Raw genomic sequence first — 24,872 nt, 5'->3', positions numbered from 1 at the left:
CGGAATGGAGGACTGGGTCGAAGCGGTGCGCCGCCACCTGGCCAATGCCTTCGGCGCAGACCCGCGGGTCCGCATCGAGGTGGCTCCTGGGCCGAGCGTCGAGGTCACCGCCACCCAGGACAGCGACCACCACTGCACGGTCGTCGTGTACGACGTCGACGGCGGTGCCCGGTACCGCGTCGGGTCGGTGCAGATCGACGAGGAGGCCCCAGGAGGTGCCGATCTTGAGATGGTGCTGCGGGGAGTAGTGGGGTGGATCCATCATGCCCGTGACGGCTGGATCGTCGAGACGCTGCGGCACAAAGGAGACCGGGTCGTCGCCGCCCGGGTCCAGGCCGGTGATCTCACCGCCTCGTGGTCCCGATTGCATCTTCCCTGGGGTTGCGCCACCGAAACTGTCCGCTACGAGAGCTATCGGTGATTTGGTGGCAGGATCGGTGCGGGTGATCACACCGGTCTCGCGGGGTCAGTTCGGTTTGGGGAGGTGCAGAGGTGAGTGAGTTCGTCCGCTTCATCTCCCCTGGTGAGCTCGGTGACGTCCATGCCCAGTGTCTGCGTGAGCAGGGTTTCGAGGCACGGTCGGATGGGTTCTCGGGCTACCACCTCGGCGACACCCCACTGGAGCGGGCGGGGGACCTTGACGCGGCAGTCCTGCTCTGTGAGCGCCGATACCCGCTGCATCCGCGCTACCGGCGGCGTCGTGGCGAGTCCGAACTGCGTCGCCTTCACCAGTACCTCGCCGAGACGCTGACGCCCGCGCTGCGGCAACTCGGTTACCTGATCGGCGATCCCCCCGAGGTCAGTGCCTTCCTGACCGCAGGGCACAACACCTGGCACCCCTACAACGAGTTGCCGCCGTTGTCCGAGTCGGAGTTGAGCGCCTTGCTGCTCGCTCACCCGCCCTATCCGCCGGAGTGGGATGAGGGCCACGGCGAGGGATCCTGAAACCGTCATCCGCCCCTGACAGCGCAGACCAGTCGACCGCCGTACCGGCACAGCCGTGGCGACCGGGCGGCTGGCCTGTCCGCCCACACCCGGCGGCGGATATGCTCGGCCTCGGTGCGTCCACCCGGACGCGCCGCCACCGTGGGCGACACAGCGGAGGAAGCCGGTGAGACTCCGGCACGGTCCCGCCACTGTGTACGACGTACCCGTCGTCAAGTCAGGAACTCCTGTCGCCCGCATGACCCCCGGGGCGAGGACACCCCAGGAAGGCCGATCCCCATGCTTTTGCTCCTGTCGACCTCCGACACGGACCTGATGAGCGCCCGCGCTGCCAACACCGATGCCCCGGTGTCGTGGCGTTACGCCAACCCCGCGCGGACCACCCTTGCCGACCTCGACGCACTGGTGGAGGGCACCGACCTGGTCGTGGTTCGGCTCCTCGGCGGTCGGCAGGCCTGGGCTGAGGGACTCGACCGGCTGCTCGCCGGGCCCCGGCCCGTCGTCGTACTCACCGGCGAGCAGGCCCCCGACGCCGAACTGATGGGCCATTCGACCGTGCCCGCCGGAGTCGCCGCGCAGGCGCACGCCTACCTGGCGCACGGCGGACCGGCCAACCTCGAGCACCTGGCACGGTTCCTCTCCGACACGGTGCTGCTGACGGGCGAGGGCTTCGACGCTCCTGCGGCGGCGCCGGCGTGGGGTCGGCCGGAGCGTCTCGATACGCCGACGCTCGTGCCTCGCGACGGCTACTCGACCGGCGAGGAGGGTGCGCCGGCGGCCGCGCCTCGCGACGGCTACTCGACCGGCGAGCGGCCCAAGGTGGCGGTGCTGTACTACCGCGCCCACCAGATGTCCGGCAACACCTCGTTCGTCGAGGTACTCAGCGACGCCATCGAGGCCAAGGGCGGAATCGCGCTGCCGATCTGGTGCGCCAGCCTCCGCGACGCCCAACCCGACCTGCTCGCGGCGCTCGGTGAGGCCGACGCGATCGTCACCACCGTCCTCGCCGCCGGCGGCACCACCCCCGCCAAGGCCCAGGCCGGCGGGGAGGACGAATCCTGGGACACCGGCGCGCTCGCCGACCTCGACCGCCCCATCCTGCAGGCGCTCTGCCTCACCTCCACCCGCGCGGACTGGGAAGCCAACGACGAGGGCGTCTCACCGTTCGATGCCGCCACCCAGGTCGCGGTGCCGGAGTTCGACGGCCGGCTGATCACCGTGCCCTTCAGCTTCAAGGAGTTCGACACCGACGGACTTCCGGCGTACGTCGCGGACCCCGAGCGTGCGCTTCGGGTCGCCGGCCTCGCGGTCAGCCACGGGCGGCTGCGGTACGTCGACCCGGCACAGCACCGCGTCGCGGTGGTGCTGTCGGCGTACCCCACCAAGCACGCCCGGATCGGCAACGCCGTCGGCCTGGACACCGGCGCCTCGGCGGTGGCGCTGCTGCGGCGGCTCGCGGCCGAGGGCTGGGTTGGTGCAGAGGAGCTCCCCGGCGTCGCGTCCGGCAACGGCGACGAGCTGATCCATGCGCTGATCGAGGCGGGCGGGTACGACGAGAACTGGCTCACCGAAGCCCAACTCAACGCGAACACCAACCGGATCCCGGCCGAGGTCTACCGCGGCTGGTTCGAGACGGTGCCCGAGGGGCTCAGGGGCGACATGGTCGAGCACTGGGGTGAGGCCCCGGGCAGCCTGTTCGTCGACAACGGCGACATCGTGCTGGCCGCGATCCAGTCCGGCAACGTGGTGGTGATGGTGCAGCCGCCGCGAGGCTTCGGGGAGAACCCGATCGCGATCTATCACGACCCCGATCTGCCGCCCAGCCACCACTACCTGGCCGCCTACCGCTGGCTGGCCGCCTCGCCGACCGACGGCGGCTGGGGTGCGGATGCGGTGATCCACCTCGGCAAGCACGGCAACCTCGAATGGATGCCGGGCAAGAACGCCGGCCTGTCCGCCGACTGCGCCCCCGACGCCGTACTCGGCGACCTGCCGCTGATCTATCCGTTCCTGGTCAACGACCCCGGCGAAGGCACCCAGGCCAAGCGCCGCGCGCACGCCACCCTGGTCGACCATCTGGTGCCGCCGATGGCGCGCGCCGAGTCGTACGGCGACATCGCCCGGCTCGAGCAACTGCTCGACGAGTACGGGAACGTCGCCACGATGGATCCGGCCAAGCTGCCCAGCCTGCGCGGCAAGATCTGGACCCTGCTGCAGGCCGCGAAGATGGACCGTGAGCTCGGGCTGATCGACAAGCCCGACGACGAACGCTTCGACGACATCATCATGGAGATCGACGGCTGGCTCTGCGAGATCAAGGACTCCCAGATCCGCGACGGCCTGCACGTGCTCGGCCAGGCGCCGGCCGGTGAGGCCAAGATCGACCTGGTGCTCGCGGTGCTGCGGGCCCGGCAGATCTGGGGCGGCAGCGCCCACGTGCCGGGGTTGCGGGAGGCGCTCGGCCTGGACGAGTCCGCGCGGGACCGGGGTGGCTCGGACCGGATCGAGGCGGTGGCCCGCGAGCTGATCGCCGTACTCGACGGTGGCGGTTGGGCGGAGGCCGCGATCGACAAGGCGCTGTCGGTGTTGGAGGGTGGTCTCGATACACCGCCTCGTCCCTCGGCGGCACTCGACCGAAGAGAGAGCTCGGCACTCGACCAGCGAGAGGGACTCGACCGACGAGGCGCGATCGACCAGCGAGCGGTACGCCGGGTGCTGGAGTTCGCCGTCGCCGAGGTGGCGCCCCGGATGGACGCCACCACCGACGAGCTCGACCACCTCGTCCGTGCGCTGCGCGGCGGGTTCGTGCCGCCGGGCCCGTCCGGGTCGCCGCTGCGGGGGCTGGTCAACGTGCTGCCGACCGGGCGCAACTTCTACTCCGTCGACCCCAAGGCGATCCCGAGCCAACTCGCCTGGGAGACCGGACAGCTGCTGGCCGACTCGCTGCTGGAGCGGCACAAGGCCGAGACCGGCGACTATCCGGCCAGCGTCGGGCTCTCGATGTGGGGGACCTCGGCGATGCGGACCGCGGGCGACGACATCGCCGAATGCCTGGCCCTGCTGGGGATCCGCCCGGTCTGGGACGAGGCGTCGCGTCGCGTCACGCACCTCGAACCGATCAGCCTCGAGGAGCTGGGTCGCCCGCGGATCGACGTCACCATGCGGATCTCCGGCTTCTTCCGGGATGCCTTCCCGCACGTCGTGGCGCTGCTTGACGACGCCGTCAAGATGGCCGCCGCCCAGGACGAGCCGGCCGAGCAGAACTACGTCCGCGCGCACGTGGCCGCAGACGGCAACTCCACGCGGATCTTCGGTTCCCGTCCGGGCACCTATGGTGCCGGGCTGTTGCAGTTGATCGACTCCAAGGACTGGCGCACCGACGCCGACCTGGCCGAGGTCTACACGGTCTGGGGCGGCTACGCCTACGGTCGCGACCGGCACGGTGAGCCGGCGCGTGAGGAGATGGAGACGGCGTACCGGCGGATCGCGGTGGCCGCCAAGAACACCGACACCCGCGAGCACGACATCGCCGACTCCGACGACTACTTCCAGTACCACGGCGGCATGGTCGCCACCGTCCGCGCGCTCACCGGTGAGGCCCCGGCGGCGTACATCGGGGACTCCACCCGACCCGAGACCGTCCGCACCCGCACCTTGGTCGAGGAGACCTCGCGGGTGTTCCGGGCCCGGGTGGTCAACCCGCGCTGGATCGAGGCGATGCGCCGGCACGGCTACAAGGGCGCCTTCGAGATGGCCGCGACGGTGGACTACCTGTTCGGGTACGACGCGACCACGGGGGTGATCGCGGACTGGATGTACGAGAAGCTCACCGAGGCCTACGTGATCGACGCCGACAACCGGGCGTTCCTGGAGCAGGCGAACCCATGGGCGCTGCACGGGATGGCCGAACGGCTGCTCGAAGCCCAGTCGCGTGGCCTGTGGGAGGCGCCGCCTGCGGAGATGACCCAGGCGCTGACCGAGGTGTTGCTGGAGACCGAGGGCCAGATCGAAGGGGCCCAGGAGTGAACGGCATCTTCCCGTTCTCCGCGGTCGTCGGGCAGGACGACCTCGGACTGGCGCTCTGCCTGGCCGTGGTGAGCCCCGAGATCGGTGGCGTCCTGGTGCGCGGGGAGAAGGGCACCGCCAAATCCACGATGGTCCGCGGCCTGGCCTCGGTGCTGCCGCCGATCGAGGTCGTCGACGGCGACCGGTTCGGCTGTGACCCGGCCGATCCGGACCCCAGTTGCCCCGACCTGGCCGTACACGATCGAGCCCCGGTCTCCCGGCCGGTGTCGCTGGTGGAGTTGCCGGTCGGTGCCACCGAGGACCGGGTCGTCGGTGCGCTGCACCTGGACCGACTGGTCGGCACCGGTGAGGTCGCCTTCGAGCCCGGGTTGTTGGCCCGGGCGCATCGCGGACTGCTCTACGTCGACGAGGTCAACCTGCTGCCCGACCACCTGGTCGACTCGCTGCTGGACGCGGCGGCGATGGGCCGAGCCCGGGTGGAGCGGGAGGCGGTCTCGGTGACCCACGCCGCCCGGTTCGTGCTGGTGGGCACGATGAACCCCGAAGAGGGCGAGCTGCGTCCCCAGTTGCTGGACCGGTTCGGTCTGGCCGTCGACGTGACCGCCTCCCGCGACCCGGAGCTGAGGGTCGAGGTGATCCGCAGTCGGCTGGCCTTCGAGGCCGACCCGGCCTCGTTCGTCGCCAAGCACGAGACCGCCGACCGGGACATCGCCGCCCGGATCACCGCCGCCCAGGCGTTGCTCGACTCGATCAGGCTGCCCGACGCGGTGCTGGTGCAGATCGCCACCTTGTGTGCGGCGTACGACGTGGACGGGCTTCGTGGCGACCTGGTCACGGCCAGAACGGCGATCGCGCACGCGGCGTGGTGCGGCCGTGCCGAGGTGACGAGTGAGGACGTGCGGGTCGCGGCGCGGCTGGCGCTGCCGCACCGGCGTCGGCGGAACCCGTTCGATGACCACGACTCCGGCACGGACCTGGAGCGGCTGCTCGACGAGCATGCGCCGGATGATCCGGAGGATGACCCGGACGGCGGTCCCGATGGTGGGCCGGACGGCCGGCCGGACGGCGGGTCGGACTCCGGGCCGGACGGCGGGTCGGAGAACGGACCTGAGCAGAACGGCGGGGAGGAGACCGGCGGACCTGAGTCGACCGGCGGGCCCCCGCCACCCCCGGATCCGTCGGAGGCTCAAGTCGACGCGGATAAGGCCCAACTCGGCGCGGATGGGGCCCAAGTCGGCGCGGATAAGGCCCAACTCGACGCGGATGGGGCCCAAGTCGACGGGGAGGGGACCCGGGTCGAGGCGGGCACCCCGTACGCGGCCCGGCTGCTTCAGGTCGACCGGGTGGGGCAGGGCGTCACCGGGCGCCGGTCCACCGCCCAGACCGTCGTCGGCCGACACCTGCGCGCCGTACCCCTGGACCATCCGCAAGGCCAGGGCATCCACGCCATCAGCACCGTGCTGGCCGCCGCCGCAGACCGCGCCCGGCGGGACCCTGCCGTCACTCCCGCCGGTCAAGACCAGTTCGCCGATCGAGCTCGTCGAGACCCGCTCAGCCTCCAAGCCCAGCACCTGCGCCGCAGCCTGCGCCAGGGCAAAGAGGGCAACCTGGTCGTCTTCGTGGTGGACACCTCCGGCTCGATGGGTGCGGCGCGCCGGGTCCGCGAGGTGAAGACCGCCGTGGTCAGCCTGTTGCTGGACGCCTATCAGCGCCGCGACAAGGTCGCCGTGGTGACGTTCTCCGGGGCCCGCGCGACCGTGGCCCTGGAGCCCACCTCCAGCGTGGACCGCGCCGAACGGATGCTCGCCGAGGTCCCCACCGGCGGACGGACCCCGCTCGCCGAAGCGCTGGTGGCCGCCGACGCGGTGGTACGCCGGGAACGCGCCCGCGATCCACAGCGCCGCCCGCTGGTGGTGCTGATCACCGACGGCCGCGCGACCGCCGGGCCGGGAGCCCTGGCCCGGGCCCGTCGTACCGCCGGTGCGCTCGCCGACCATCCGGCCAGTTGGGTGGTCGTGGACGCCGAAGCCGGCGCCGTCCGCCTCGGCCTGGCCCGGGACCTGGCCGTCCGCCTGGGTGCCGAGCACCTGCCGATGGGCGACGTGGGCGCCGCGACCATCGCCGGCCTGGTCCGGGACCGGGTGGTCGCACCCGGCGCGACCAGTGGACCCGGTACGACCGGAAGCAGTTCGACCCACCGACGAGGAGTGGCCTGATGCCCCAGGGAGTCCCCGCTGTCGTCCCCGACGACGGCCTCACCACCCGGCAGCGTCGCAACCGTCCGCTGTTGATCGTGCACACCGGAGTCCAGAAGGGGAAGTCCACCGCCGCGTTCGGGCTCGGGCTGCGCGGCTGGAACCAGGGCTGGGACATCGCGGTGTTCCAGTTCGTGAAGTCCGCCAAGTGGCGCGTCGGCGAGGAAGCGGCGTACAAGGCGCTCGGCCAACTGCACGCCGACACCGGCCAGGGCGGGCCGGTCGAGTGGCACAAGATGGGCGAGGGCTGGTCCTGGTCCCGCAAGCAGGGCAGCGACGAGGACCATGCCGCGGCTGCCCGCGACGGGTGGGCCGAGATCAAGCAGCGGCTGGCCGACCAGCGTCACGATCTGTACATCCTCGACGAGTTCACCTATCCGATGAAGTGGGGCTGGGTCGACGTCGAGGACGTGGTGGAGACGCTGACCGGTCGCCCGGGGCATCAGCATGTGGTGATCACCGGCCGCGACGCGGCGCCGGCGCTGGTCGAGGCTGCCGATCTGGTCACCGAGATGACCAAGATCAAGCACCCGATGGACGCCGGCCAGAAGGGGCAGAGGGGCATCGAGTGGTGAGTGTTGCGCTGCCGCGGTTCGTCGTCGCCGCCCCCGGCTCCGGGCACGGCAAGACGATGATCGCCACCGGGCTGATGGCGGCGCTGCGCGCCCGTGGCCTGGCGGTCTCCCCGCACAAGGTGGGGCCGGACTACATCGACCCCAGCTATCACGGGCTGGCGGCTGGGCGGGTCGGTCGCAACCTCGACCCCTACCTGGTCGGCGAGGAACTGATCGCGCCGCTGCTGCTGCACGGCGCGCACACGCCGACCCGTGCCGACGTGGCCGTGGTCGAGGGGGTGATGGGCCTCTTCGACGGGCAGTTGGGCGGGGAGGGGTTCTCCTCCACCGCACACGTGGCCACCCTGCTCGCCGCCCCGGTGCTGCTGGTCGTCGACTGTGCGGCTGCGTCCCGGTCGGTCGGCGCGCTGGTGCACGGGTTCACCAGCTATGACCCGGAACTCCAGGTGGCCGGGGTGATCCTGAACAACGTCGCCTCCCCTCGTCACGAGGCCGAGGCTCGGGCCTCCATCCGGGGCATCGACGTGGTCGGGGTGGTGCCGCGGCTCCCCGAGATCGTGGTGCCGTCGCGGCACCTCGGGCTGGTGCCGGTCGCCGAACGTCGCCCCGAGGCCGTCGCCGCGGTCGAGGCGCTGGCCGAACTGATCACCACCCACGTGGACCTTGACGCGATCCTGGCGCTGGCCGCCTCCGCCCCGGCCCTCTCCGTCACCCCCTGGTCCCCGACCCCCGCCGACGTGCCAGCCCCCGCCGACGTGCCAGTTCTGGGCGGTCGAGGTGTCACATCTCGTCCGCGGATCGCCGTCTTCGGGGGTCCGGCCTTCTCGTTCACCTACGCCGAGGACATCGAACTCCTCGAGGCCGCCGGCGCCGACGTCATCCGAGTCGACCCGCTCGCCGGCGACCGACTGCCCGAGGACACGGCCGCCGTAGTGATCGGCGGCGGCTTCCCGGAGATGCACGTGGAGCGGCTGGCGGCCAACGCGGCGCTGAGCTCCGACGTACGACGGTTCGCTGAGGCCGGCGGGCCGGTGGTCGCCGAATGCGCCGGCCTCCTCTATCTGGGCCGCACCCTCGACGGGGTCCCGATGGCTGATGTCGTACCCATGAGTTCGCAGATGACCAAGCGGCTCACCCTCGGCTACCGACAGGCCGTCGCGCTCGCGGACTCACCCCTCACTCGGGTGGGCGAGCAGGTGCGGGGGCACGAGTTCCACCGGACGGTCGCGGCGTACCACAAACCCCACCTCGACCGGCCACAAACCCCACCTCGGCCGGCCACAAACCCCACTTCGGCGTGGGAGTGGGGGGTGTACGGCGGGGGGCGGGTCACCGAAGGGTGGGCCACTGCCACCGTGCATGCGTCGTACCTGCATGTGCACTGGGCGGGGCATCCCGAGCATGCGCGCCGGCTGGTCGAGGCCGCCCGAACCTTCGCGGCTGGAGGCCCCGCCGCTAGCGCCGAGGCCGGCACCGGGACCCTCGCCGTCAAGCCGCAGGCGCCGGTCACCCGCGAGGTCGCGACGCCGTGAGCGAGTACCTGCTCGGCGTCGGGGGCCGCCCGGAGGCCGACGCGGGAGAGCTGCGCGAGCTGGCCGGGAAACTGCTGGCCGACCACGGCGTCAACGCCGACCAGGTCACTGCGGTGGCCACCCTCGACCGGCGCGCGGACCATCCCGGGATCCGGCATCTCGCAGCCACGCTGGCAGCCGCCGTACGCAGCCACACCGCCGCCGAACTCGCCCGCCAACCCGTCGCCGCGCCGAGCGCCCGCACCCGGGCCGCGGTGGGCACCCCCAGTGTCGCGGAGGCGGCCGTTCGGGCAGCCGGCGCCGACCTGCTCGGAGCCACCCGACGCAGCACGCACTGGACCGTCGCGCTGGGGCGGGTGGTGGACCTGGACCATCACGGTGACACCGAGGTCGGTGGCGGGCTGGTCGACTTCGCCGTCAACGTGCACGGCACCGCACCGCCGCCCTTCCTCAGCGCCGCGGTGACCGACGCGATCGCCGAACTGGCCGCCTACCCCGACCCGCACCGCGGCCGGGCGGCGGTGGCCGCAGCCCACGGCGTGCCGGCCGAGTCGGTGCTGCTCACCCATGGCGCCGCCGAGGCGTTCACGCTGATCGCCCAGCAGCCGTGGCGCTCTCCGCTGCTGGTGCACCCCCAGTTCACCGAACCAGAGGCGGCGCTGCGGGCCGCCGGCCACGCCCCGGCCCGACTCCTGCTGACCAGCGGCACCGGGTTCCGGATCACCACCGAACCCGAGACCGACCCCGACCTGGTGATGGTCGGCAACCCGACCAACCCCACCAGCCGGCTGCACACGCACGCGGAGCTCGCCCGACTTAGAACCCCGGGCCGGCTTCTCGTGGTCGACGAGGCGTTCATGGACGCGGTCGAGGGCATCGACACCCCCCGACACAGCCTCGCCCCGAAGGCCGCCGCCGACCCCGACCTGCTGGTGGTCCGCAGCCTCACCAAGACCTACGCGCTGGCCGGACTCCGGGTCGGCTACCTGATCGGCCACCCGGACCGGCTCGCCACGCTGACCCGACGTCGTACGCCGTGGCCAGTGGGCACCCTCGCCGCCGCCGCCGCTGAGGCGTGCGTCGGCGAAGAGGGCCGGGAGTACGCCGCCCAGGTGCGCGCCGACCTGCCGGCCCGGCTGCATCGCCTCACCCAGACGCTGATCGACCGCGGATTCGAGGTGACACCGGACGCGGCGGCACCGTTCCTGTTGGCCCGGCGCGCCGATGCGGCCGAGCTCCGGACCCGGTTGCGCGATCGCGGCATCGCGGTGCGCCGCGGGGACACCTTCCCCGGGCTCGACGACACCTGGCTGCGGTTCGCGGCCCGCGGTGCTGATGAGGTCGCGACGCTGCGGACCGAGCTGGACGCCGCGCTGCCCTGAGGTGCCGCGGCGCGTCGTACTCTCGGAGGGGGAGTCGGTACCCGAGGTGGATGCTCACCCCGCAGCCCTCGGCAAGAGTGGAAGACATGACACAGACACAGATGATCGAAGCCGTCCCGCCGCAACCCGGACAAGCGATCGTGCAGCCCGAGGAGTGGCGCCGCTGGATCCCCGAAGGCGTCGCGGCAGGCGTGGTGCTGATGATCGGCCTGGTCGAGTTCTGGGTCGGGGTGTTCACCTTCACCGGGCACTGGCTGACGATCCTGTTCGCCTTCGGAGCGGCCGCGGCCGTGCTGCTCTGCCGGAGGCGACCCGCCCTCGCGCTGGGAGTGGCGGTGCTGCTCGGCGCCGCTCATGTGGTGTTGGGGGTCGGCGTCCTGCTGGTCGACTTCGCGGTCCTGGCGGTCTTCTTCGGAGCCGCCCGATGGGGCAGGCCGCTCACCTCGTTCGCTGCGTTCGCAGCGGCGGTGGTGCTGCCGCTGTTGTTGGCGCTCTACGTGGTGGGAACGGCAGTGGTCACCGGCTACCCGCAGCTGCCTGCGTTCTTCAACCACGTCGGCGTCGGCCTGGCACCGCCTCTGCTCGTGATCGCCGCCTGGGTGGCCGGACTGGTGGTCCGGCTAGCCAGCCGGGCCTCGGACTCCGAGGCGGCACAGGCCGTTGCCCAACAGCAGGCGGCCGAGGCCGAGCAGGCCGCCGCCGGCGCCCGGCGCGCCGCCCAGCAGGCCCAGGAGATTGCCCGGCTCAAGGACGAGCAGGCTCGGCTGGCCCGGGACGTGCACGACGTGGTCGGCCATTCGCTGGCGGTGATCCTGGCCCAGGCCGAGTCGGCGCAGTACCTCGACGACCCCGAGCAGTTGAAGCGGACCGTGGCCACCATCGCCACCTCGGCCCGCACCTCGCTGCAGGACGTCAGACACGTCCTGGACCCGAAGTCGGCGCCCAGCGAGGGCGACCTCGACGCACTGATCCGTCGCATCGAGACCGGCGGCCACGTGGTCGAGTCGACGGTCCTCGGTGAACCGCAGCCGCTGCCGCCGGAGTTGCAGGCGGTCGCCTTCCGGGTGCTCCAGGAGATGCTCACCAACGCCATCCGGCACGGCCATCGCGACCACCCGGTGCGGGTGGAGCGGCATTGGCCCGAGCCGGGCTGGGGAGACACGCTGCGGCTCGAGGTCAGCAACACCGTCGCCGACCCCGCACCCGAAGGCAGCGACCCAGGCAGCGAACCCACACTGGCGCTGGGCAACGGCATCGAGGGGATGCGACGCCGCCTCGAGGCGGTCGGTGGCCGTCTCGACGTACGCCGGCGCACCGACGCCGACCAGGTCACCTTCACCGCCACCGCCTGGGTGCCGGTGCGCGACCACCGAGGCGAGGGCGACCGGTGATCGGTGTCCTTCTCGTCGACGACCAGGAACTCTTCCGGGAAGGTGTCCGGATCATCGTCGACGCCCAGCAGGGGATGGAGGTGGTGGGCACTGCAGCGGACGGTCGCGAGGCGGTGCGGCGCGCCGACGACCTGCAACCGGACGTGGTGCTGATGGATATCCGGATGCCGGAGATGGACGGGGTGGAGGCCACCCGGCAACTCTTCGCACCCGCCCGGGTCGCGGCTCGGGAGAAGCCGCTGCGAGTGATCGTGCTGACCACGTTCAACCTCGACGACCGGGCCGCCACCGCGATCCGGCACGGGGCCAGTGGCTTCGTGCTCAAGGACGCCACCCCGACCCAGCTGCGCGATGCCATCCGCACCGTGCACGCCGGCAACGCGGTGCTGGCGCCGGCGGATCTGACCGCCCTTCTCGACGGCCAACACCTGGCCGCCGTGCCCCCGCCGCCGGCGTACCGGACCCTCACCGAGAAGGAGCGGGAGGTGTTCGCGACGGTGGCGAAGGGACTGAGCAACACCGAGATCGCCGGCGAGATCTTCGCCAGCGAGTCGACCGTGAAGACCCACGTCGGCGCGATCCTGCGCAAACTGGCACTGCGGGACCGGGTGCAGATCGTGGTGTACGCCTACGAGCACGGACTCGCCCCCACCGACCCTCGCTGACCCTCGCCGCTTCGTCATAGGCTGCCCGCCATGACCCAGAGCGAGCAGCACCCGATCGCCGACGCAGTGCGTTCCGGCTACGACTTCGATGGACCGGCCCTGGAACTCGGCGGCCTGATGGTCGATGCGGACACCGCAGGCGGAGTGGACATCCGCATCCCGCTGCGGATGCTGAACCGGCACGGACTGGTCGCGGGCGCCACCGGCACCGGCAAGACCGTCACCCTGCAACTGCTCGCCGAACAGCTCAGCAGCCACGGGGTGCCCGTCTTCGCCGCCGACATCAAGGGCGACCTGTCGGGGGTGATGACCGCCGGTGAGGGCGGCGAGAAGCTGATCAGGCGGTGCGAGTCGATCGGTCAGGACTGGCAGGGCCGCGGCTTCCCGACCGAGTTCTACGCGCTCGGCGGCGACGGGATCGGCATCCCGTTGCGGGTCACCATCAGTTCCTTCGGCCCGGTCCTGCTGAGCAAGGTGCTCGGTCTCAACGCCACCCAGGAGTCCAGCCTCGGGCTGGTCTTCCATTACGCGGACAAGGCCGGTCTGCCGCTGCTGGATCTCAAGGACCTGCAGGCCGTGGTCAAGCACCTGATCTCCGACGAGGGCAAGGCCGACCTGAAGGACCTCGGCGGCCTGGCCACCTCCACCGCTGGGGTGATCCTGCGCTCGCTGATCACCTTCGCCGACGCCGGCGCCGAGGCGTTCTTCGGCGAGCCGGAGTTCGACGCCGGTGACCTGCTCCAGGTCGCCGAGGACGGTCGCGGCCTGATCAGCCTGGTCGAACTGCCCACCCTGGCCAGCAAGCCGGCCGTCTTCTCGACGTTCCTGATGTGGCTGCTCGCGGACCTGTTCCAGCACCTGCCCGAGATCGGTGACGCCGACAAGCCCAAGCTGGTCTTCTTCTTCGACGAGGCACACCTGCTCTTCCGGGACGCCTCGAAGGCCTTCCTGGAGCAGATCGCGCAGACCGTGCGGCTGATCCGGTCCAAGGGTGTCGGCGTCTTCTTCGTCACCCAGACGCCCACCGACGTGCCCGACGAGGTGCTGGCCCAGCTCGGCTCCCGGATCCAGCACCAGCTCCGCGCGCACACCCCGAACGACGCCAAGTCGCTGCGGGCCACGGTCAGCACCTACCCGCACTCGGCGTACGACGACCTGGGTCAGGTGATCACCACGCTCGGGATCGGTGAGGCGGTGGTGACGGTGATGAACGAGAAGGGTGCGCCCACCCCGGTGGCCTGGACCAAGCTTCGTGCCCCCGAGTCACGGATGGGTCCGGCGGAGGAGGCCGAGATGAAGGCGGTCGTCACCGCGAGCCCCCGGCACGACAAGTACGCCGAGGCGATCGATCGCGACTCGGCCCACGAGATGCTGGCCCGGGCGTTGGAGGAGGGTGCCGCGCAGGCGGCCCTGGAGCAGGAGCGGGCCGCGCTGGAGGCCGAGCGCACCCAGTTGCAGAAGGAGGCGGACCGGCTCGCCAAGAAGTCCGGCTCGACCACCCGGCGTACCACCCGCAAGGAGCCGGGCATCCTGGACAATCCGGCGGTCAAGGAGTTCACCCGGGTGGCCGCCCGTGAGGTGGCGAGGAGTCTCTTCGGCTCCGGCCGCCGGCGCTGACACGAAACGAACCGCCGGGGTGGCGCTGCAGCAGCGCGCCACCCCGGCGGTCTCCAGCCGGCCCGGCAACCCCCTGCCCCGGGCCGTGTGCTGGCCTCCCCCGGGTCTCAGGTCAGGCGGTCCAGCGGACCGCGTCGCGGAAGTGCTCCGCCATGGCGGAGATCCCTTCCAGGTCGTGACGTGAGTCCAGCAGCGCGGCTGCTTCGCGGGTACGGCGGGCCTGGGCCTCCTCGCGCTTCGTGTGCAGTGAGCTGATCTCGTTCTCCATGGCGTTCCTCCTTCGGATGGTCGACCCCGTGTCGATCTGAGGACAACTGTGCAGGTGATGTGAGACCGGCAGGTGCACGGACGGTTAAGCGCATGTATCAGCGGTTGTGATGCCGAACACGCTCGGTGGTTGTAACCTGCAGCAATGAGCGATGTGGAGCAGATCTGCCAACTCAAGTACCGCTACCTGCGGACCCTGGACACCAAGGAGTGGGACGCGTTCGGAGCCACCCTCACCGAGGACGTGGAGGGCAGGTACGCCGGACTGGACCTCGACGGGCGCGACACCCTGGTGGACTACATGCGCCAGAACCTTGGCCCGCAGGTGGTCACCCTGCACCAGTGCCACCACCCGGAGATCGAGGTCGACGGGGACACCGCGACCGGCCGCTGGTACCTGCAGGACAAGGTGATCGCCCCCGACTTCGACTACGTCCTCGAGGGTGCGGGGATCTACGCCGACCGCTACCGGCGCGTCGACGGTGAGTGGCTGATCGCGGCCACCGGCTACGCGCGCACCTACGAGCTGACCTGGTCGCTGAAGGACCTGCCCAGCGCCAAGGTCACCCTCGCGCCACGCCACGACCCGGTGTGAACTCCGCCCGCCACACCACTCAGGCGATCGGCTCCTGCCACGCCGTCTGAACGACCTCGACGCCGCCGCTGCGGGTGATCAGCCGGCCCCGACCTGCCGGTCCCTTGGCGGGTTTGACGTTCCCGATCAGGGCCCCTTCGTCGGGGTTGCCCGAGAGGACCAGACCGGGCATCGCCAGATCCCGCATCGACTGGATGATCGGCTCATAGAGCGCCCGCGAGGCGCCACCGGAGCGGCGAGCCACCACCACATGCAGTCCGACGTCGCGGGCCTGAGCCATCAACGGCTGCAACGACTGCACCGGTGAGGAGCTCTGGGTGGCCACCAGGTCGTAGTCGTCGACGACCACGAAGACCTCGGCCCCGGTCCACCAGGACCGGTTCCGCAACTGGTCTGCGGTCACCTCGGTGCCCGGGATCCGGGTCTGCAGATAGGTGGCCAACTCGGCCAGGCCGGGCGTCGCCTGGTTGGCGTTGGTGTTGTACTGCAACAGGTACTCGTCGGGGACCTCACCGAGGAGGCTGCGCCGATAGTCCACGACCGCGATCTGGGCCTCCTTGGGAGACCGGGTCCGCATCAGCTCGTGCAGGTAGCCGCGCAGGACGGCGCTCTTGCCGGACTCACCGTCACCGAAGATCAACAGGTGCGGCTCGGCGTCGACGTCCAGGCTGACTGGGGCCAGGTCGCGCTCATTGATCCCGACCAGCAGCCGGCGAGCACTGGAGTCCCCGGCCATCCGGCGTACCTCGTCGAAGGTGATCCGCTCCGGCAGCAGCCGCAGCTTGGGTCCGCGCGGACCCTGCCAGGCGTCGCGGCTGCGAGCGATCAGATCCTCGACGCCGTCACCGAGGGTGGCGTCGCTGTGGTCGCCGTCGATACGGGGCAGCGCACCCAGGAAGTGGAGCTTGCCAGGGACGAGTCCGCGACCCGGCCGACCGGTCGGCACCAGTCCCGCGATCTTGCGGTCGATGTCGGACTCCATCGGGTCGCCCAGGCGCAGCTCCAGTTTGGTGCCGAACACGTCGCGCATCGACGAACGGAAGTCGGCCCAGCGGGCGGCGCCGACGAGCAGGTGCAGACCGAAGGTCAGGGCCCGGCCGGCCAACTGCTGCAACTGCATCTCGATGTCGTCGAAGTCGGCGCGCAGGGTGCTCCAGCCGTCCACGACCAGGTACACATCGCCGTACCCATCGTCGGCCCGGCCCTGGGCCCGCCGTGACCGGTAGGTCTCGATCGAGTCGATGCCCTGGGCGCGGAAGTACTGCTCCCGGCGGTCCACGATCCCGTTCACCTCGGCCACGATGCGGCGCACCACGTCGGGCTCCGAACGGGTGCCGACACCCGCCACGTGCGGCAGTTGGGCGAGCGGCGCGAAGGTGCCGCCGCCGAAGTCCAGGACATAGAACTGCGACTCCACCGGAGTGGTGCACAGCGAGATCGAGGCGACCATGGTGCGCAGCAGCGTGGACTTTCCGGTGCGCGCGCCACCGACGACCGCGGCGTGGCCAGCGGCGCCGGCCAGGTCCACGGTCAGGACGTCACGACGCTGCTCGCGGGGACGGTCGACGGTGCCCAACGGCACCAGCAGGCCGCCGTGGCCGCGCCACCGGGGACTGACCAGACCCAACTGCGGGTCGACCCGCAGGTCCCCCATCAGCTCGTCGAGGGTGTCCGGAACGTCCAGCGGCGGCAGCCACACCTGGTGCGCCTCGGGTCCCTTGCCGGTCATCCGCTGGACGGCGATGTCCAGCAGGGAGGGCTGCTCGCCCTCCTGCTTGACCGGCGCCGGCGCCTCCTCGACCTCCTCGACGACCGTCCGGTCGGCCAGCACCTCGGTGATGGTGAACGGCATGATGCCGAGCAGTTGGCCGCCGGAGTCGCGTTGCACCCGGGCCCGGGTGGACGGCGGCCCGGAGACGTAGGCGGCCTTGAATTTCAGCAGCGTCGACTGGTCGGGCTTGAGGTAGCCCAGGCCGGGCACCGGCGGCAACTCGTAGGCGTCCGGTACGCCGATCACGGTGCGCGATTCGGCGGCGGAGAAGGTCCGCAGGCCGACTCGGTAGGACAGGTGCGACTCCAGCCCGCGGAGCCGGCCCTCCTCCAGCCGCTGCGAGGCGAGCAGCAGATGCAACCCGAGCGAACGGCCGAGCCGGCCGATCGCCACGAAGAGGTCGATGAACTCGGGTTTGGCGCTGAGCATCTCGGAGAACTCGTCGACGCAGATGAACAGCGACGGCAACGGCGCCAGCGGTTCCCCGGCCGCGCGTGCCTTCTCGTAGTCCTTCAGTGACGCGTAGTTGCCGGCCGCCCGCAGCAGCTCCTGACGGCGCACCATCTCCCCGGAGAGGGCATCCTGCATCCGGTCGACCAGGGTCAGCTCGCCCTCCAGGTTGGTGATCACCGCGGAGACGTGCGGCATCCCCGACATGCCGGCGAAGGTGGCGCCACCCTTGAAGTCGACCAGCACCATGTTGAGCTGCTCGGAGGAGTGCGTCATCGCCAGGCCGAGCACCAGGGTGCGCAGGAACTCGGACTTGCCCGAGCCCGTCGCACCGATCACCAGACCGTGCGGTCCCATTCCCTGCTGGGCGGACTCCTTGATGTCCAGGTGCACCAGGGTGCCGCCCTCGCCGGCGCCGATCGGCACCCGCAGCTGGTCGCGCGCCGGACGGGGACGCCAGGCGGCGGCCGGGTCGAAGGTGTGCACGTCACCCATCCCGAGGGTGTCCATGAAGTCGACGCTGCCGGCGATCTCGCCCGACGCGGACCCGGGGTCGGCCGCGCTCTCGGAGCCGGTGTCACGCAGCGGCGCCAGCCGCCGCGCGAACGCCTCGGCGACCGCGAGACTGCACTGGTCCGCCTTCGCCTCGACCGGCTCGTCCCGGTAGCGCACCGCTTCGATCATCGGATGCCCGCCGGATTCGCCGATGAACTCCAGTCGCAGCCGGGTGGCGTCCTCCAGGGCATGCCAGCGACGCGGTATGTCGATCAGGGTGACGCCGTGCAGGCCATCGGGAGGGATCACGTGGTTGCCCGGCGGCAGCGTGACGTCGTCGAGGATGAGCATCACCTGGGTGCCGGGCTGCCGGTCGTCGGCGCCGAAACGGGCCCGGTCGGCGAGGTCGGCCGGCAGCAGGTCTGCGAGCTCGTCGAGGCTGGTGGTGACCATCCGTCGCGGACCGACGGCGTCGGTGAGTCGGCTGCTCAGGTTGTGCGGCAGCCACTTCAGCCAGTCCCAGTGCTCGAGGTTGCGCTCGGTGGTGAGCACCGCGACGACCAGGTGCTCCGGGCTGGCGAAGGCCGTCGCCTGACAGACCAGGGCCCGGACCAGGGACCGGGCCGGCTCCTCCTCGCCGCACACCTCGATCCGGTCGAAGGCCCTCAGGTCCAGCGAAGCGGGCAGGTCCGGTTGCAGACGGTGCACCACCAGCAGCCGATGCAGCGCCGAGGCGGCCGCCGGGTCCACCTGGTCGGCGGGAGCCTGCTCGGGGGGGACCAGCTTCATCGACAGCGGCTGCGCGCAGAGGCCGTAGCGGACCTGCAGGTGCTGAGGATCGGACGGGCCACGCTCCCACAGCCGGGTGCGGTCCTCCGCGATCGCCGGCAGGCTCTGCGGGTCGGGATGGTGCCAGTGCAGCGCGCGGCGCTGCTGGGTGGCAGCGTCGCGGATGGTGCGTCGTACGCCGCGCAGGTAGCGCAGATACTCGGTCCGGGAGCCGGTGACCTGCTGGCTCTTCTGCTTCCGCTGCCGGTCGATCTGCACGACGATGAATCCCAGCGTGGCGAAGAGGAACATGCCGGCCGCGATCAGACTGCGCCCACCGGTGGCGCTGCCCATGGTGGCCACCAGCACGATCGAGCCGAGGCTGCCCAGCATCGGGATCGCGTTCATCATCACGCCTGCGGCGCCCTCGTGGTCCTGAAGCTCCGGAGGGGGTTGCAGCGCGATCTCGCCGGTGGGGAGGTCGGGCTCCTCCAGCTTCTGCCCACGGCGGAGGCTGGTGCTCACCTGATGCTCCCCTCAGGGCCCCCTTGGGCCGCATAGATGACGCCCCGGGTCTGGCACCCGGAGCCGACTCGAAGATGATGATAGGCGTGGTGCGGCAGGGCGGACTACCCTGCCAACCGGACCGGGGAACGCAGGGAAGGACGACACGGTGGTCGCAGACCAACACTCGGGTGTGGTCGCACTGAGCGTGCACGGACCCCTGGGGGTGCTGGACCTGACCGTCCCCACCGTGGCCTCGGCGGGCGACGTGGCCGCCGCCTACGCCGCGCAGGTCGGCCTCCGTCAGGCCTTGAGCGTGCACACCCCGGACGGGGCCCTGCTGCCCTGGGACCGGCCGCTGCTGGGGCTCGGCGTGCAGTCGGGCGCCCTGCTGGTGGTCACCGAGCAGGGCCGGGTCGCCGCGTCGCGGCCAGGTCAGTCGCCCGTCGCGGCGGCTGCGGGCGGAGGTAGTGGCGGCTGGTCGTCGCTGGTGGCCGGTCTGCTGGCCTCCGGTGCTGCGGTCGCTGCGATCGCGACCGGCGATTCGGTCGCCCAACTGACCGGCGGGCTGTTGTGGGCTGCGGCGCTGGTGGGCGTGCTGCCCTTCGGTCGCGGCGCGGGCGCCCGCGCGCTGGCTGCCCCGGTCTTCTCGGCCGCGGCCACCGTCGTGTGGATGTGGGATCCGGCCTGGGAACGGTTGCCGATGCTGCTCGGGCTGGCGGCGATCGCCGCCGCAGTGACCGCGGCGGTGGCACGCAGCCTGGCCCCGGTCCGTGACGAGGCGCTGACCGTGTGGATGTACGCCGGCGGGCTGGTCTTCGTGATCACCGGGGTGGCGTCGGTGCTGGGAGCGCCCCCCGGCACGGTGTGGCCGGTGCTGTTGCTGTTGGTGGCGCTGGCCGCCAGGTACGTGCCGCAGTTCGCGATCGACGTACCCGACGATGCGCTGATCGACCTGCAGCGACTCGCGATCACCGCCTGGTCGGCTCGCGACGGGCGCCCCGCGACCCGGGCCCGGATCGCGGTCAGGGAAGCGCAGGTGGCCACCATCGCTGCCCGGGGGACGCGGATGGTGGTGGCGTCCGCGGCCGCGCTGCTGCTGTTGAGCGCCGTGGTGGCGCCGATGGCGGTGGCCTCGGTGACGCTGCCGATCGATCGGATCGGCGTCCGGGTGTTGGTCTTCTGCACGGGCGCGAGCCTGCTCTTCGCGGCTCGCAGCCACCGGCATCCCCAGGCGCGGGTGCTGCTACGAGCCGCAGGGCTGGTCTGCTGGACGGTGCTGACGGTGACCCTGTTGCCTTCCTGGACGGTCGATGGCAGCCTGTGGGTGACAGGTGTCGCGGTCGGGTCCGCGGCCCTGCTCGTGATCGCCGCGGTGGCCACGGGTCGGGGTTGGCGTTCGCTGTGGTGGTCGCGACGTGCCGAGATCGGTGAGGCACTCAGCGGCGCGTTCGCGCTTGCCGCGATGGTGGTCTCGACCGGTCTGGTCAGAAATCTTTGGGAATTTTCATCATCGAGGTTTGGGTCCTGACCACAGTGGGTAGGACTCAGGGTGCCGGGCATGGTGTCCGGTTCCGAGTGAAGGGAGTTGGGGGATGTCTCAGGGCTTCTCTGCAGCGGATCGGGCTTTGACCAGGGCCGCTGAGAAGGTGGCGGGTTGCAAGGGTGACCTGGATGGTTTGGCGAAGCAGATGGATGGCGAGATGGAGGCGTTGCGTGCTCGTTGGGGTGGGCAGGGTGCGGTGGCGTTTCAGCGGTTGAAGACGGCGTGGTTGGAGAACCAGCGGCGGATCACGGCTGCGTTGGATGGGTTTGAGTCGTCGTTGATTGAGACGGAGAAGGACAACGTGGCCACTGATGAGGCGGCTTCTGCGGTGATGACCAATATCTCGTCGCGGTTGTCGTGACGGTCTTTGACGGTTCTGTGAAGGGGTGTGTGTGATGTCGTTTGACGGGATCAAGGTTGATCACGGTGGTCTTGAGGGTGCTGCGGCGCAGTTGATGTCGACGGCGCAGAAGATTGGTGGCCGGTTGGATCAGCTTGATGGTGAGTTGGCGCCGTTGAAGAGTGATTGGGACGGTAACGCGAAGGCTCAGTATCAGGTGGCGAAGACTGAGTGGGATGGGGCGATGAAGGACATGATGTTGCTGCTCCAGGATGTGTCGCGGGCGGTGTCGTCGTCCAATGATGAGTATCGGGCTGCTGATCAGCGGGGTGCTGGCCGTTTCGGTGGCTGAAGGTTGCTGTGTGTTGGTGTGCTGGTGCCGGGTCGTCCCCTGTGTGGGGCGGGCCCGGCATTGGCCGTTGTTGTGAGGGGGTGGCGTGGTGAGTGGGTTTGAGCGGTTGTTCACGGATTTGTTCGGTCCGGATGGGTTGTTTGTGGTGCCGGCGGGGTCGGGGTCGGGGTCGGGGTCGGGGTCGGAGTTTGTGGTCGACTTCGATGGGGTGGAGAAGCTTGCGGGTGAGTGTGAGGAGAAGTCGGGGGAGTTGACTGAGATGCGGGGCCCGGATTGGGGTGTGGTGGGTCGGTCGACTGCGTTCGGGTTGACGGGTGGGGGTCAGCGGGTGGTGTCGATGTTGGCGGCGGCGCAGCGGTCGTCGGATCGGCGGTTGGGGGATGCGGCTGCTGATTTGGAGTCGTTTGCGGAGGCGTTTGAGTTGTTGGTGCGGGAGACGCGTGAGGTTGATGAGCGTCTGGAGTTCGATATGAATCGGTTTGAGGAGAAGTTGCCGGATCAGCCGCGTTCGGCTGACCCGGTCGAGCCGGGTCTGCCGGTGGAGTCGGGTCCGCCGGTCGAGTCTGGGACTGGGTCTGGGTCTGGGGACTCTGGGTCTGAGGGTGAGGAGTCGTGGTGAGTCAGGGGCCGAACGAGCAGCGGTTGCGGGCCAGTCTGGATGAGTTTGATTCCTCCGACACGGCGAGTGCGTCGTATGACTGGCAGCAGCGGCGGTCGCGGTTGCAGTCGGTGGTCGACGAGCTGGAGAAGATGGCCAAGTCGCTGGAAGCCGACAGCGGTGGGGGTTCGGGGGCCCGCAGTGGGGGCCTCGGGGGAGGTCCACTAGAGGGGGCAGCTAACCGCGAGGCTTATCCGCGGTTCAAGGCGTTGCAGGAGGCGTTGGCGCGGCGGGTTGAGGATATGGATGCGGCGCGTGTGGCGGTGGGGGAGGCGCGGGGTGCGGTGCGTGGTGCGGAGTCGCGTTACAAGCAGGAGGTGACTGATCGGGATTGGTCGGTGTCTGAGGCGATGTCGGGTCCTCGGCCGGTGATGCGGGATTGGTTGGATCCGCGGGATGAGGATCCGGTGGGGACGGCGCAGCGGGAACATCGGTTGGCGGTGGAGCGGTGGGAGCAGCGGGTGGCCGCGTTGGAGGCGGAGCGGGCTGCTGAGCGGGAGGCGTTGTGTGCGGAGATTCTTGGTGAGATGGATGAGGGGTTGCAGGAGTCTGCGGACAAGCTTGCGTTGCTTGCTGATGAGGAGGATCTTCCTGCGACGCCTGTGAGTGGGGGTGCCGGTGGTGTCCCTGGTGGTGTGGGGGGTTCGGTGCCTGGGGGTGTGGCTGGGCCGGTGTCTGCGGGTCCCGCGCTTGGATCGGGTACTGGTCCTGGGGTGTCTGGTCCGGGTGCCGGTGCGGGGTCTGGTCAGCCGGTGACTGGGCCTGGTGTGGTGCCGGTGGGTGGGTTGCCGCCGGTGGCGTCGTTGCCTGATGGGTCGTGGAATGGTGATGAGCCGGGTTCGTATGGGCCGCCGGTGTTGGGTGGGGCGGTGCCGGCGCCTGGTGGTGTGGGGGGTTCTGCTGCGGGGTTGATTGGTGGCCTGGTGGGTGGTGCGGCTGCGCTGGCTGGTGGTGCGGCGGCGTTGAAGGGTGGTGTGGCTGCGGGTGGTCAGGGTGTGCGTGGGGCTGGGGCTGGGGCTGGGGCGTCGAAGGGTGCTGGTGGTGTGTCGCCGCGGGGGTTGTTGACGAATGCGCCTGCTGCGGGTCGTGGCACGGGTGCTGGTGGGGTGCGTGGGGGTGTGGGTGCTGCGGGTGCGGGACGTTCCGGTGCCGCGGGTGCTGCGGGTGGTCGTGGCGGTGCCGCGGGTGGTCGTGGTGGCGCGGCGGGGGCTGCGGGTGGCCGCGGCGGCGCGGCGGGGGCTGCGGGTGGTCGTGGTGCTGGGGGGAAGCGGGGTCGGGATCGCAAGGATGCTGGGTCTGGTGGGGCTTGGGATGAGTGGTTCGAGGACTATGACGACAAGGGTGGCCCGCCGGTGTTGAAGTGAGCCCCGGGGTGGGGGGTGGCAGACTTCGGGTTCTTGTTTCCCTTCTCTCCTCGGGAGTGTTGATGCGGGTACGTGGTGCGGTCGCGCTGGCTGGTCTGATGTTGGTGTTGGCTGCCTGCACTGGTGGTGGGGTGGCGGAGCCGACTGGTTCCCCGGCTCCCACGACGGAGCCAGCTCCGACGGCCTCGCCGGTCGAGGCTCCGGTGGATCCGTGTGAGTTGTTGGATCCTGAGGATTACGAGCAGTGGCGCACCGGGGACCAGGAACCGCGGGTGTCGCTGTTCGGTCCTCCTGCCTCGGCGGTGTGTCTGATGCCGTCGCAGTGGGGGATCGGGTCCGATGTGCTGATCGGATACACGATGGTGCCCGGTGACCAGTTCGAGGATGAGCGTGAGCGGCTGGAGGAGAACCTCAGTTTCGCTGAGTTGGTGGCCTGGGATGGGATCGGTGATGCGGCGTTCGGGCATACCGAGCGGTTGCCGGTGCGGGTGGCCTACCACACTCCGGCTGGTCACACGATGGGCGCGGCGCGGGTGGGGGAGCACACGGTGTGGGTGCGGGTGAATCGGAGTCTGGTGCCGTTGGAGGATGTGCGGCCGTTGCTGGAGAAGGTGGTCGAGCGGGTTTCCCCGGCGATGCATGAGCATCCGATCGTGCTGCCCGAGGAGTGCCCTCCGGTGGATCATCCGGTCCTCACGCGTGTGTTGGGTGAGGTTGAGTACGCCCGTGGTGATGCGGGGTGGGAGTGTGCCTACATCTCCTCGCGAGGACTGACTTTGCGGACGAGAGGCTACGCGTTGAGTCCGGAGGCACTCAAGCAGGAGAACGAGAGTTTTGGCCGTTCACTAGCGCAGGGAACGGTGCGTCGGTTGCCGGCGCCAGCGGGGATGTCGCGGCTCCGTGGCACTGATGATCGTGACTGGGGTGACTACGTGACGGTCGATGCCACGCGACAGATGCTGGAGGTGAACTTCCGGGATGCGGAGTCGGGGTCGCGTCCTGCAGGTGTGTCGGAGGCGGACTTTGATGAGTTGATGGATGTGTTGATCCAGGCGTGGCGGGATGCGGTGGGTTGATGCGGGGTCTTCTCGGGGTGGCGGTGGTGGTCGGCGTGTTGTTGGCTGGCTGCACGGGTGGTGGGACGTCGGAGCCGACGGGTGCCCCGGCGCCCACGACTGAGCCCACCATTGAGCCCGCCCCGCCGGTCGAGCCTGTCGAGGCCCCGGTGGATCCGTGCGATCTGTTGGATCCTGAGGATTATGCGGAGTGGCGGACCGGGGATCGGCCTGGAACGCGGACCTTGTACGCGTCGGATTTGGAGGCGGCGTGCGTGTGGCGGCCGCATTGGGGGATCGGTGTGGAGGTGTTGGTCGG

The 24,872-nt window shown here is 70.4% G+C and carries 20 protein-coding genes and 1 riboswitch; of the genes, 18 read left to right on the top strand and 2 right to left on the bottom strand.

Features of this window, described 5'->3' with window-relative positions:
- Positions 1-4: 4 nt before the first annotated feature.
- The 10 genes from JKG67_RS11290 (at position 5) to JKG67_RS11245 (ending at position 14,388) form a co-directional block, all read left to right on the top strand.
- Positions 5-421, top strand: a complete 417-nt coding sequence (locus tag JKG67_RS11290) for a hypothetical protein (RefSeq protein ID WP_203337424.1) — start codon at positions 5-7, stop codon at positions 419-421.
- Between the two features lie 71 nt (positions 422-492).
- The gene (locus JKG67_RS11285) at positions 493-945 is read left to right on the top strand and encodes a hypothetical protein (RefSeq protein WP_203337423.1); all 453 of its coding nucleotides are present in this window, start codon (positions 493-495) and stop codon (positions 943-945) included.
- Between the two features lie 156 nt (positions 946-1,101).
- Positions 1,102-1,172: riboswitch (cobalamin riboswitch) on the top strand.
- Between the two features lie 52 nt (positions 1,173-1,224).
- Positions 1,225-4,971 carry a cobaltochelatase subunit CobN gene (gene cobN, locus JKG67_RS11280; RefSeq protein ID WP_203337422.1) on the top strand — a complete coding sequence of 1,249 codons (3,747 nt, stop codon included), beginning with the start codon at positions 1,225-1,227 and terminating at the stop codon, positions 4,969-4,971.
- Positions 4,968-7,187, top strand: a complete 2,220-nt coding sequence (locus tag JKG67_RS11275; RefSeq protein WP_307816530.1) for a magnesium chelatase subunit D family protein — start codon at positions 4,968-4,970, stop codon at positions 7,185-7,187. The genes cobN and JKG67_RS11275 overlap by 4 nt, the downstream gene beginning before the upstream one ends.
- Entirely contained in the window at positions 7,187-7,801 is a 615-nt protein-coding gene (gene cobO, locus JKG67_RS11270; protein ID WP_203337421.1) for a cob(I)yrinic acid a,c-diamide adenosyltransferase, read from the top strand. The genes JKG67_RS11275 and cobO overlap by 1 nt, the downstream gene beginning before the upstream one ends.
- Positions 7,798-9,333 (top strand): cobyrinic acid a,c-diamide synthase CobB, encoded by a 1,536-nt coding sequence (locus tag JKG67_RS11265; protein ID WP_307816529.1) that lies wholly within the window; start codon positions 7,798-7,800, stop codon positions 9,331-9,333. The genes cobO and JKG67_RS11265 overlap by 4 nt, the downstream gene beginning before the upstream one ends.
- The gene (gene cobC / locus JKG67_RS11260; protein ID WP_203337420.1) at positions 9,330-10,715 is read left to right on the top strand and encodes an Rv2231c family histidinol phosphate aminotransferase CobC; all 1,386 of its coding nucleotides are present in this window, start codon (positions 9,330-9,332) and stop codon (positions 10,713-10,715) included. The genes JKG67_RS11265 and cobC overlap by 4 nt, the downstream gene beginning before the upstream one ends.
- A gap of 86 nt (positions 10,716-10,801) precedes the next feature.
- Positions 10,802-12,106, top strand: a complete 1,305-nt coding sequence (locus tag JKG67_RS11255) for a sensor histidine kinase (protein ID WP_203337419.1) — start codon at positions 10,802-10,804, stop codon at positions 12,104-12,106.
- Complete coding sequence (locus tag JKG67_RS11250; protein WP_307816528.1) at positions 12,103-12,771, top strand: response regulator; 669 nt, start codon at positions 12,103-12,105, stop codon at positions 12,769-12,771. Before JKG67_RS11255 ends, JKG67_RS11250 begins: the two co-directional genes overlap by 4 nt.
- A 30-nt stretch (positions 12,772-12,801) precedes the next feature.
- Positions 12,802-14,388, top strand: a complete 1,587-nt coding sequence (locus tag JKG67_RS11245; RefSeq protein WP_203337418.1) for a helicase HerA-like domain-containing protein — start codon at positions 12,802-12,804, stop codon at positions 14,386-14,388.
- Between the two features lie 112 nt (positions 14,389-14,500).
- Here the strand turns inward: JKG67_RS11245 and JKG67_RS11240 are convergent, their stop codons facing one another.
- Positions 14,501-14,656, bottom strand: a complete 156-nt coding sequence (locus tag JKG67_RS11240; protein ID WP_203337417.1) for a hypothetical protein — start codon at positions 14,654-14,656, stop codon at positions 14,501-14,503.
- Between the two features lie 144 nt (positions 14,657-14,800).
- Between JKG67_RS11240 and JKG67_RS11235 the strand changes: the two genes are divergently transcribed.
- On the top strand, positions 14,801-15,250 hold the full coding sequence (locus JKG67_RS11235) for a nuclear transport factor 2 family protein (RefSeq protein ID WP_203337416.1): 450 nt from the start codon (positions 14,801-14,803) through the stop codon (positions 15,248-15,250).
- 19 nt (positions 15,251-15,269) lie between these two features.
- On the opposite strand, the gene eccCa is transcribed toward JKG67_RS11235, so the two are convergent.
- Positions 15,270-19,259, bottom strand: a complete 3,990-nt coding sequence (eccCa, locus tag JKG67_RS11230) for a type VII secretion protein EccCa (protein ID WP_203337415.1) — start codon at positions 19,257-19,259, stop codon at positions 15,270-15,272.
- 148 nt (positions 19,260-19,407) lie between these two features.
- Between eccCa and JKG67_RS11225 the strand changes: the two genes are divergently transcribed.
- From JKG67_RS11225 to JKG67_RS19220, 7 genes are all read left to right on the top strand, one after another.
- Entirely contained in the window at positions 19,408-20,769 is a 1,362-nt protein-coding gene (locus JKG67_RS11225) for a hypothetical protein (RefSeq protein WP_203337414.1), read from the top strand.
- Positions 20,770-20,833: 64 nt separating this feature from the next.
- Entirely contained in the window at positions 20,834-21,145 is a 312-nt protein-coding gene (locus JKG67_RS11220) for a WXG100 family type VII secretion target (protein ID WP_203337099.1), read from the top strand.
- A 34-nt stretch (positions 21,146-21,179) separates the two neighbouring features.
- The gene (locus JKG67_RS11215; RefSeq protein WP_238998344.1) at positions 21,180-21,476 is read left to right on the top strand and encodes a WXG100 family type VII secretion target; all 297 of its coding nucleotides are present in this window, start codon (positions 21,180-21,182) and stop codon (positions 21,474-21,476) included.
- Between the two features lie 88 nt (positions 21,477-21,564).
- On the top strand, positions 21,565-22,095 hold the full coding sequence (locus JKG67_RS11210) for a hypothetical protein (RefSeq protein ID WP_203337412.1): 531 nt from the start codon (positions 21,565-21,567) through the stop codon (positions 22,093-22,095).
- Positions 22,096-23,202: 1,107 nt separating this feature from the next.
- Positions 23,203-23,493 carry a hypothetical protein gene (locus JKG67_RS11205; RefSeq protein ID WP_203337411.1) on the top strand — a complete coding sequence of 97 codons (291 nt, stop codon included), beginning with the start codon at positions 23,203-23,205 and terminating at the stop codon, positions 23,491-23,493.
- A gap of 316 nt (positions 23,494-23,809) precedes the next feature.
- A complete protein-coding gene (locus JKG67_RS11200) occupies positions 23,810-24,574 on the top strand; it encodes a hypothetical protein (protein ID WP_203337410.1) in 765 nt (254 codons plus the stop codon).
- Positions 24,574-24,872: DUF3558 family protein (locus JKG67_RS19220; RefSeq protein WP_203337409.1), on the top strand; the 299-nt coding region annotated here is incomplete at its 3' end. The genes JKG67_RS11200 and JKG67_RS19220, both read left to right, overlap by 1 nt.

Origin of the sequence: Nocardioides limicola (genome assembly GCF_016827675.1) — a bacterium.
GTDB lineage: Bacteria > Actinomycetota > Actinomycetes > Propionibacteriales > Nocardioidaceae > Nocardioides > Nocardioides limicola.
This window is presented reverse-complemented; position numbering and strand designations above follow the sequence as displayed.

Coding starts and splice junctions, on each gene's coding strand:
- JKG67_RS11200 (WP_203337410.1), top strand. CDS start 23,810: ATGCCGTCGCAGTGGGGGATCGGGTCCGATGTGCTGATCGGATACACG.
- cobO (WP_203337421.1), top strand. CDS start 7,187: ATGCCCCAGGGAGTCCCCGCTGTCGTCCCCGACGACGGCCTCACCACC.
- JKG67_RS11220 (WP_203337099.1), top strand. CDS start 20,834: ATGTCTCAGGGCTTCTCTGCAGCGGATCGGGCTTTGACCAGGGCCGCT.
- JKG67_RS11245 (WP_203337418.1), top strand. CDS start 12,802: ATGACCCAGAGCGAGCAGCACCCGATCGCCGACGCAGTGCGTTCCGGC.
- JKG67_RS11290 (WP_203337424.1), top strand. CDS start 5: ATGGAGGACTGGGTCGAAGCGGTGCGCCGCCACCTGGCCAATGCCTTC.
- JKG67_RS11240 (WP_203337417.1), bottom strand. CDS start 14,656: ATGGAGAACGAGATCAGCTCACTGCACACGAAGCGCGAGGAGGCCCAG.
- JKG67_RS11255 (WP_203337419.1), top strand. CDS start 10,802: ATGACACAGACACAGATGATCGAAGCCGTCCCGCCGCAACCCGGACAA.
- JKG67_RS11215 (WP_238998344.1), top strand. CDS start 21,180: ATGTCGTTTGACGGGATCAAGGTTGATCACGGTGGTCTTGAGGGTGCT.
- JKG67_RS11205 (WP_203337411.1), top strand. CDS start 23,203: ATGCGCCTGCTGCGGGTCGTGGCACGGGTGCTGGTGGGGTGCGTGGGG.
- cobN (WP_203337422.1), top strand. CDS start 1,225: ATGCTTTTGCTCCTGTCGACCTCCGACACGGACCTGATGAGCGCCCGC.
- JKG67_RS11235 (WP_203337416.1), top strand. CDS start 14,801: ATGAGCGATGTGGAGCAGATCTGCCAACTCAAGTACCGCTACCTGCGG.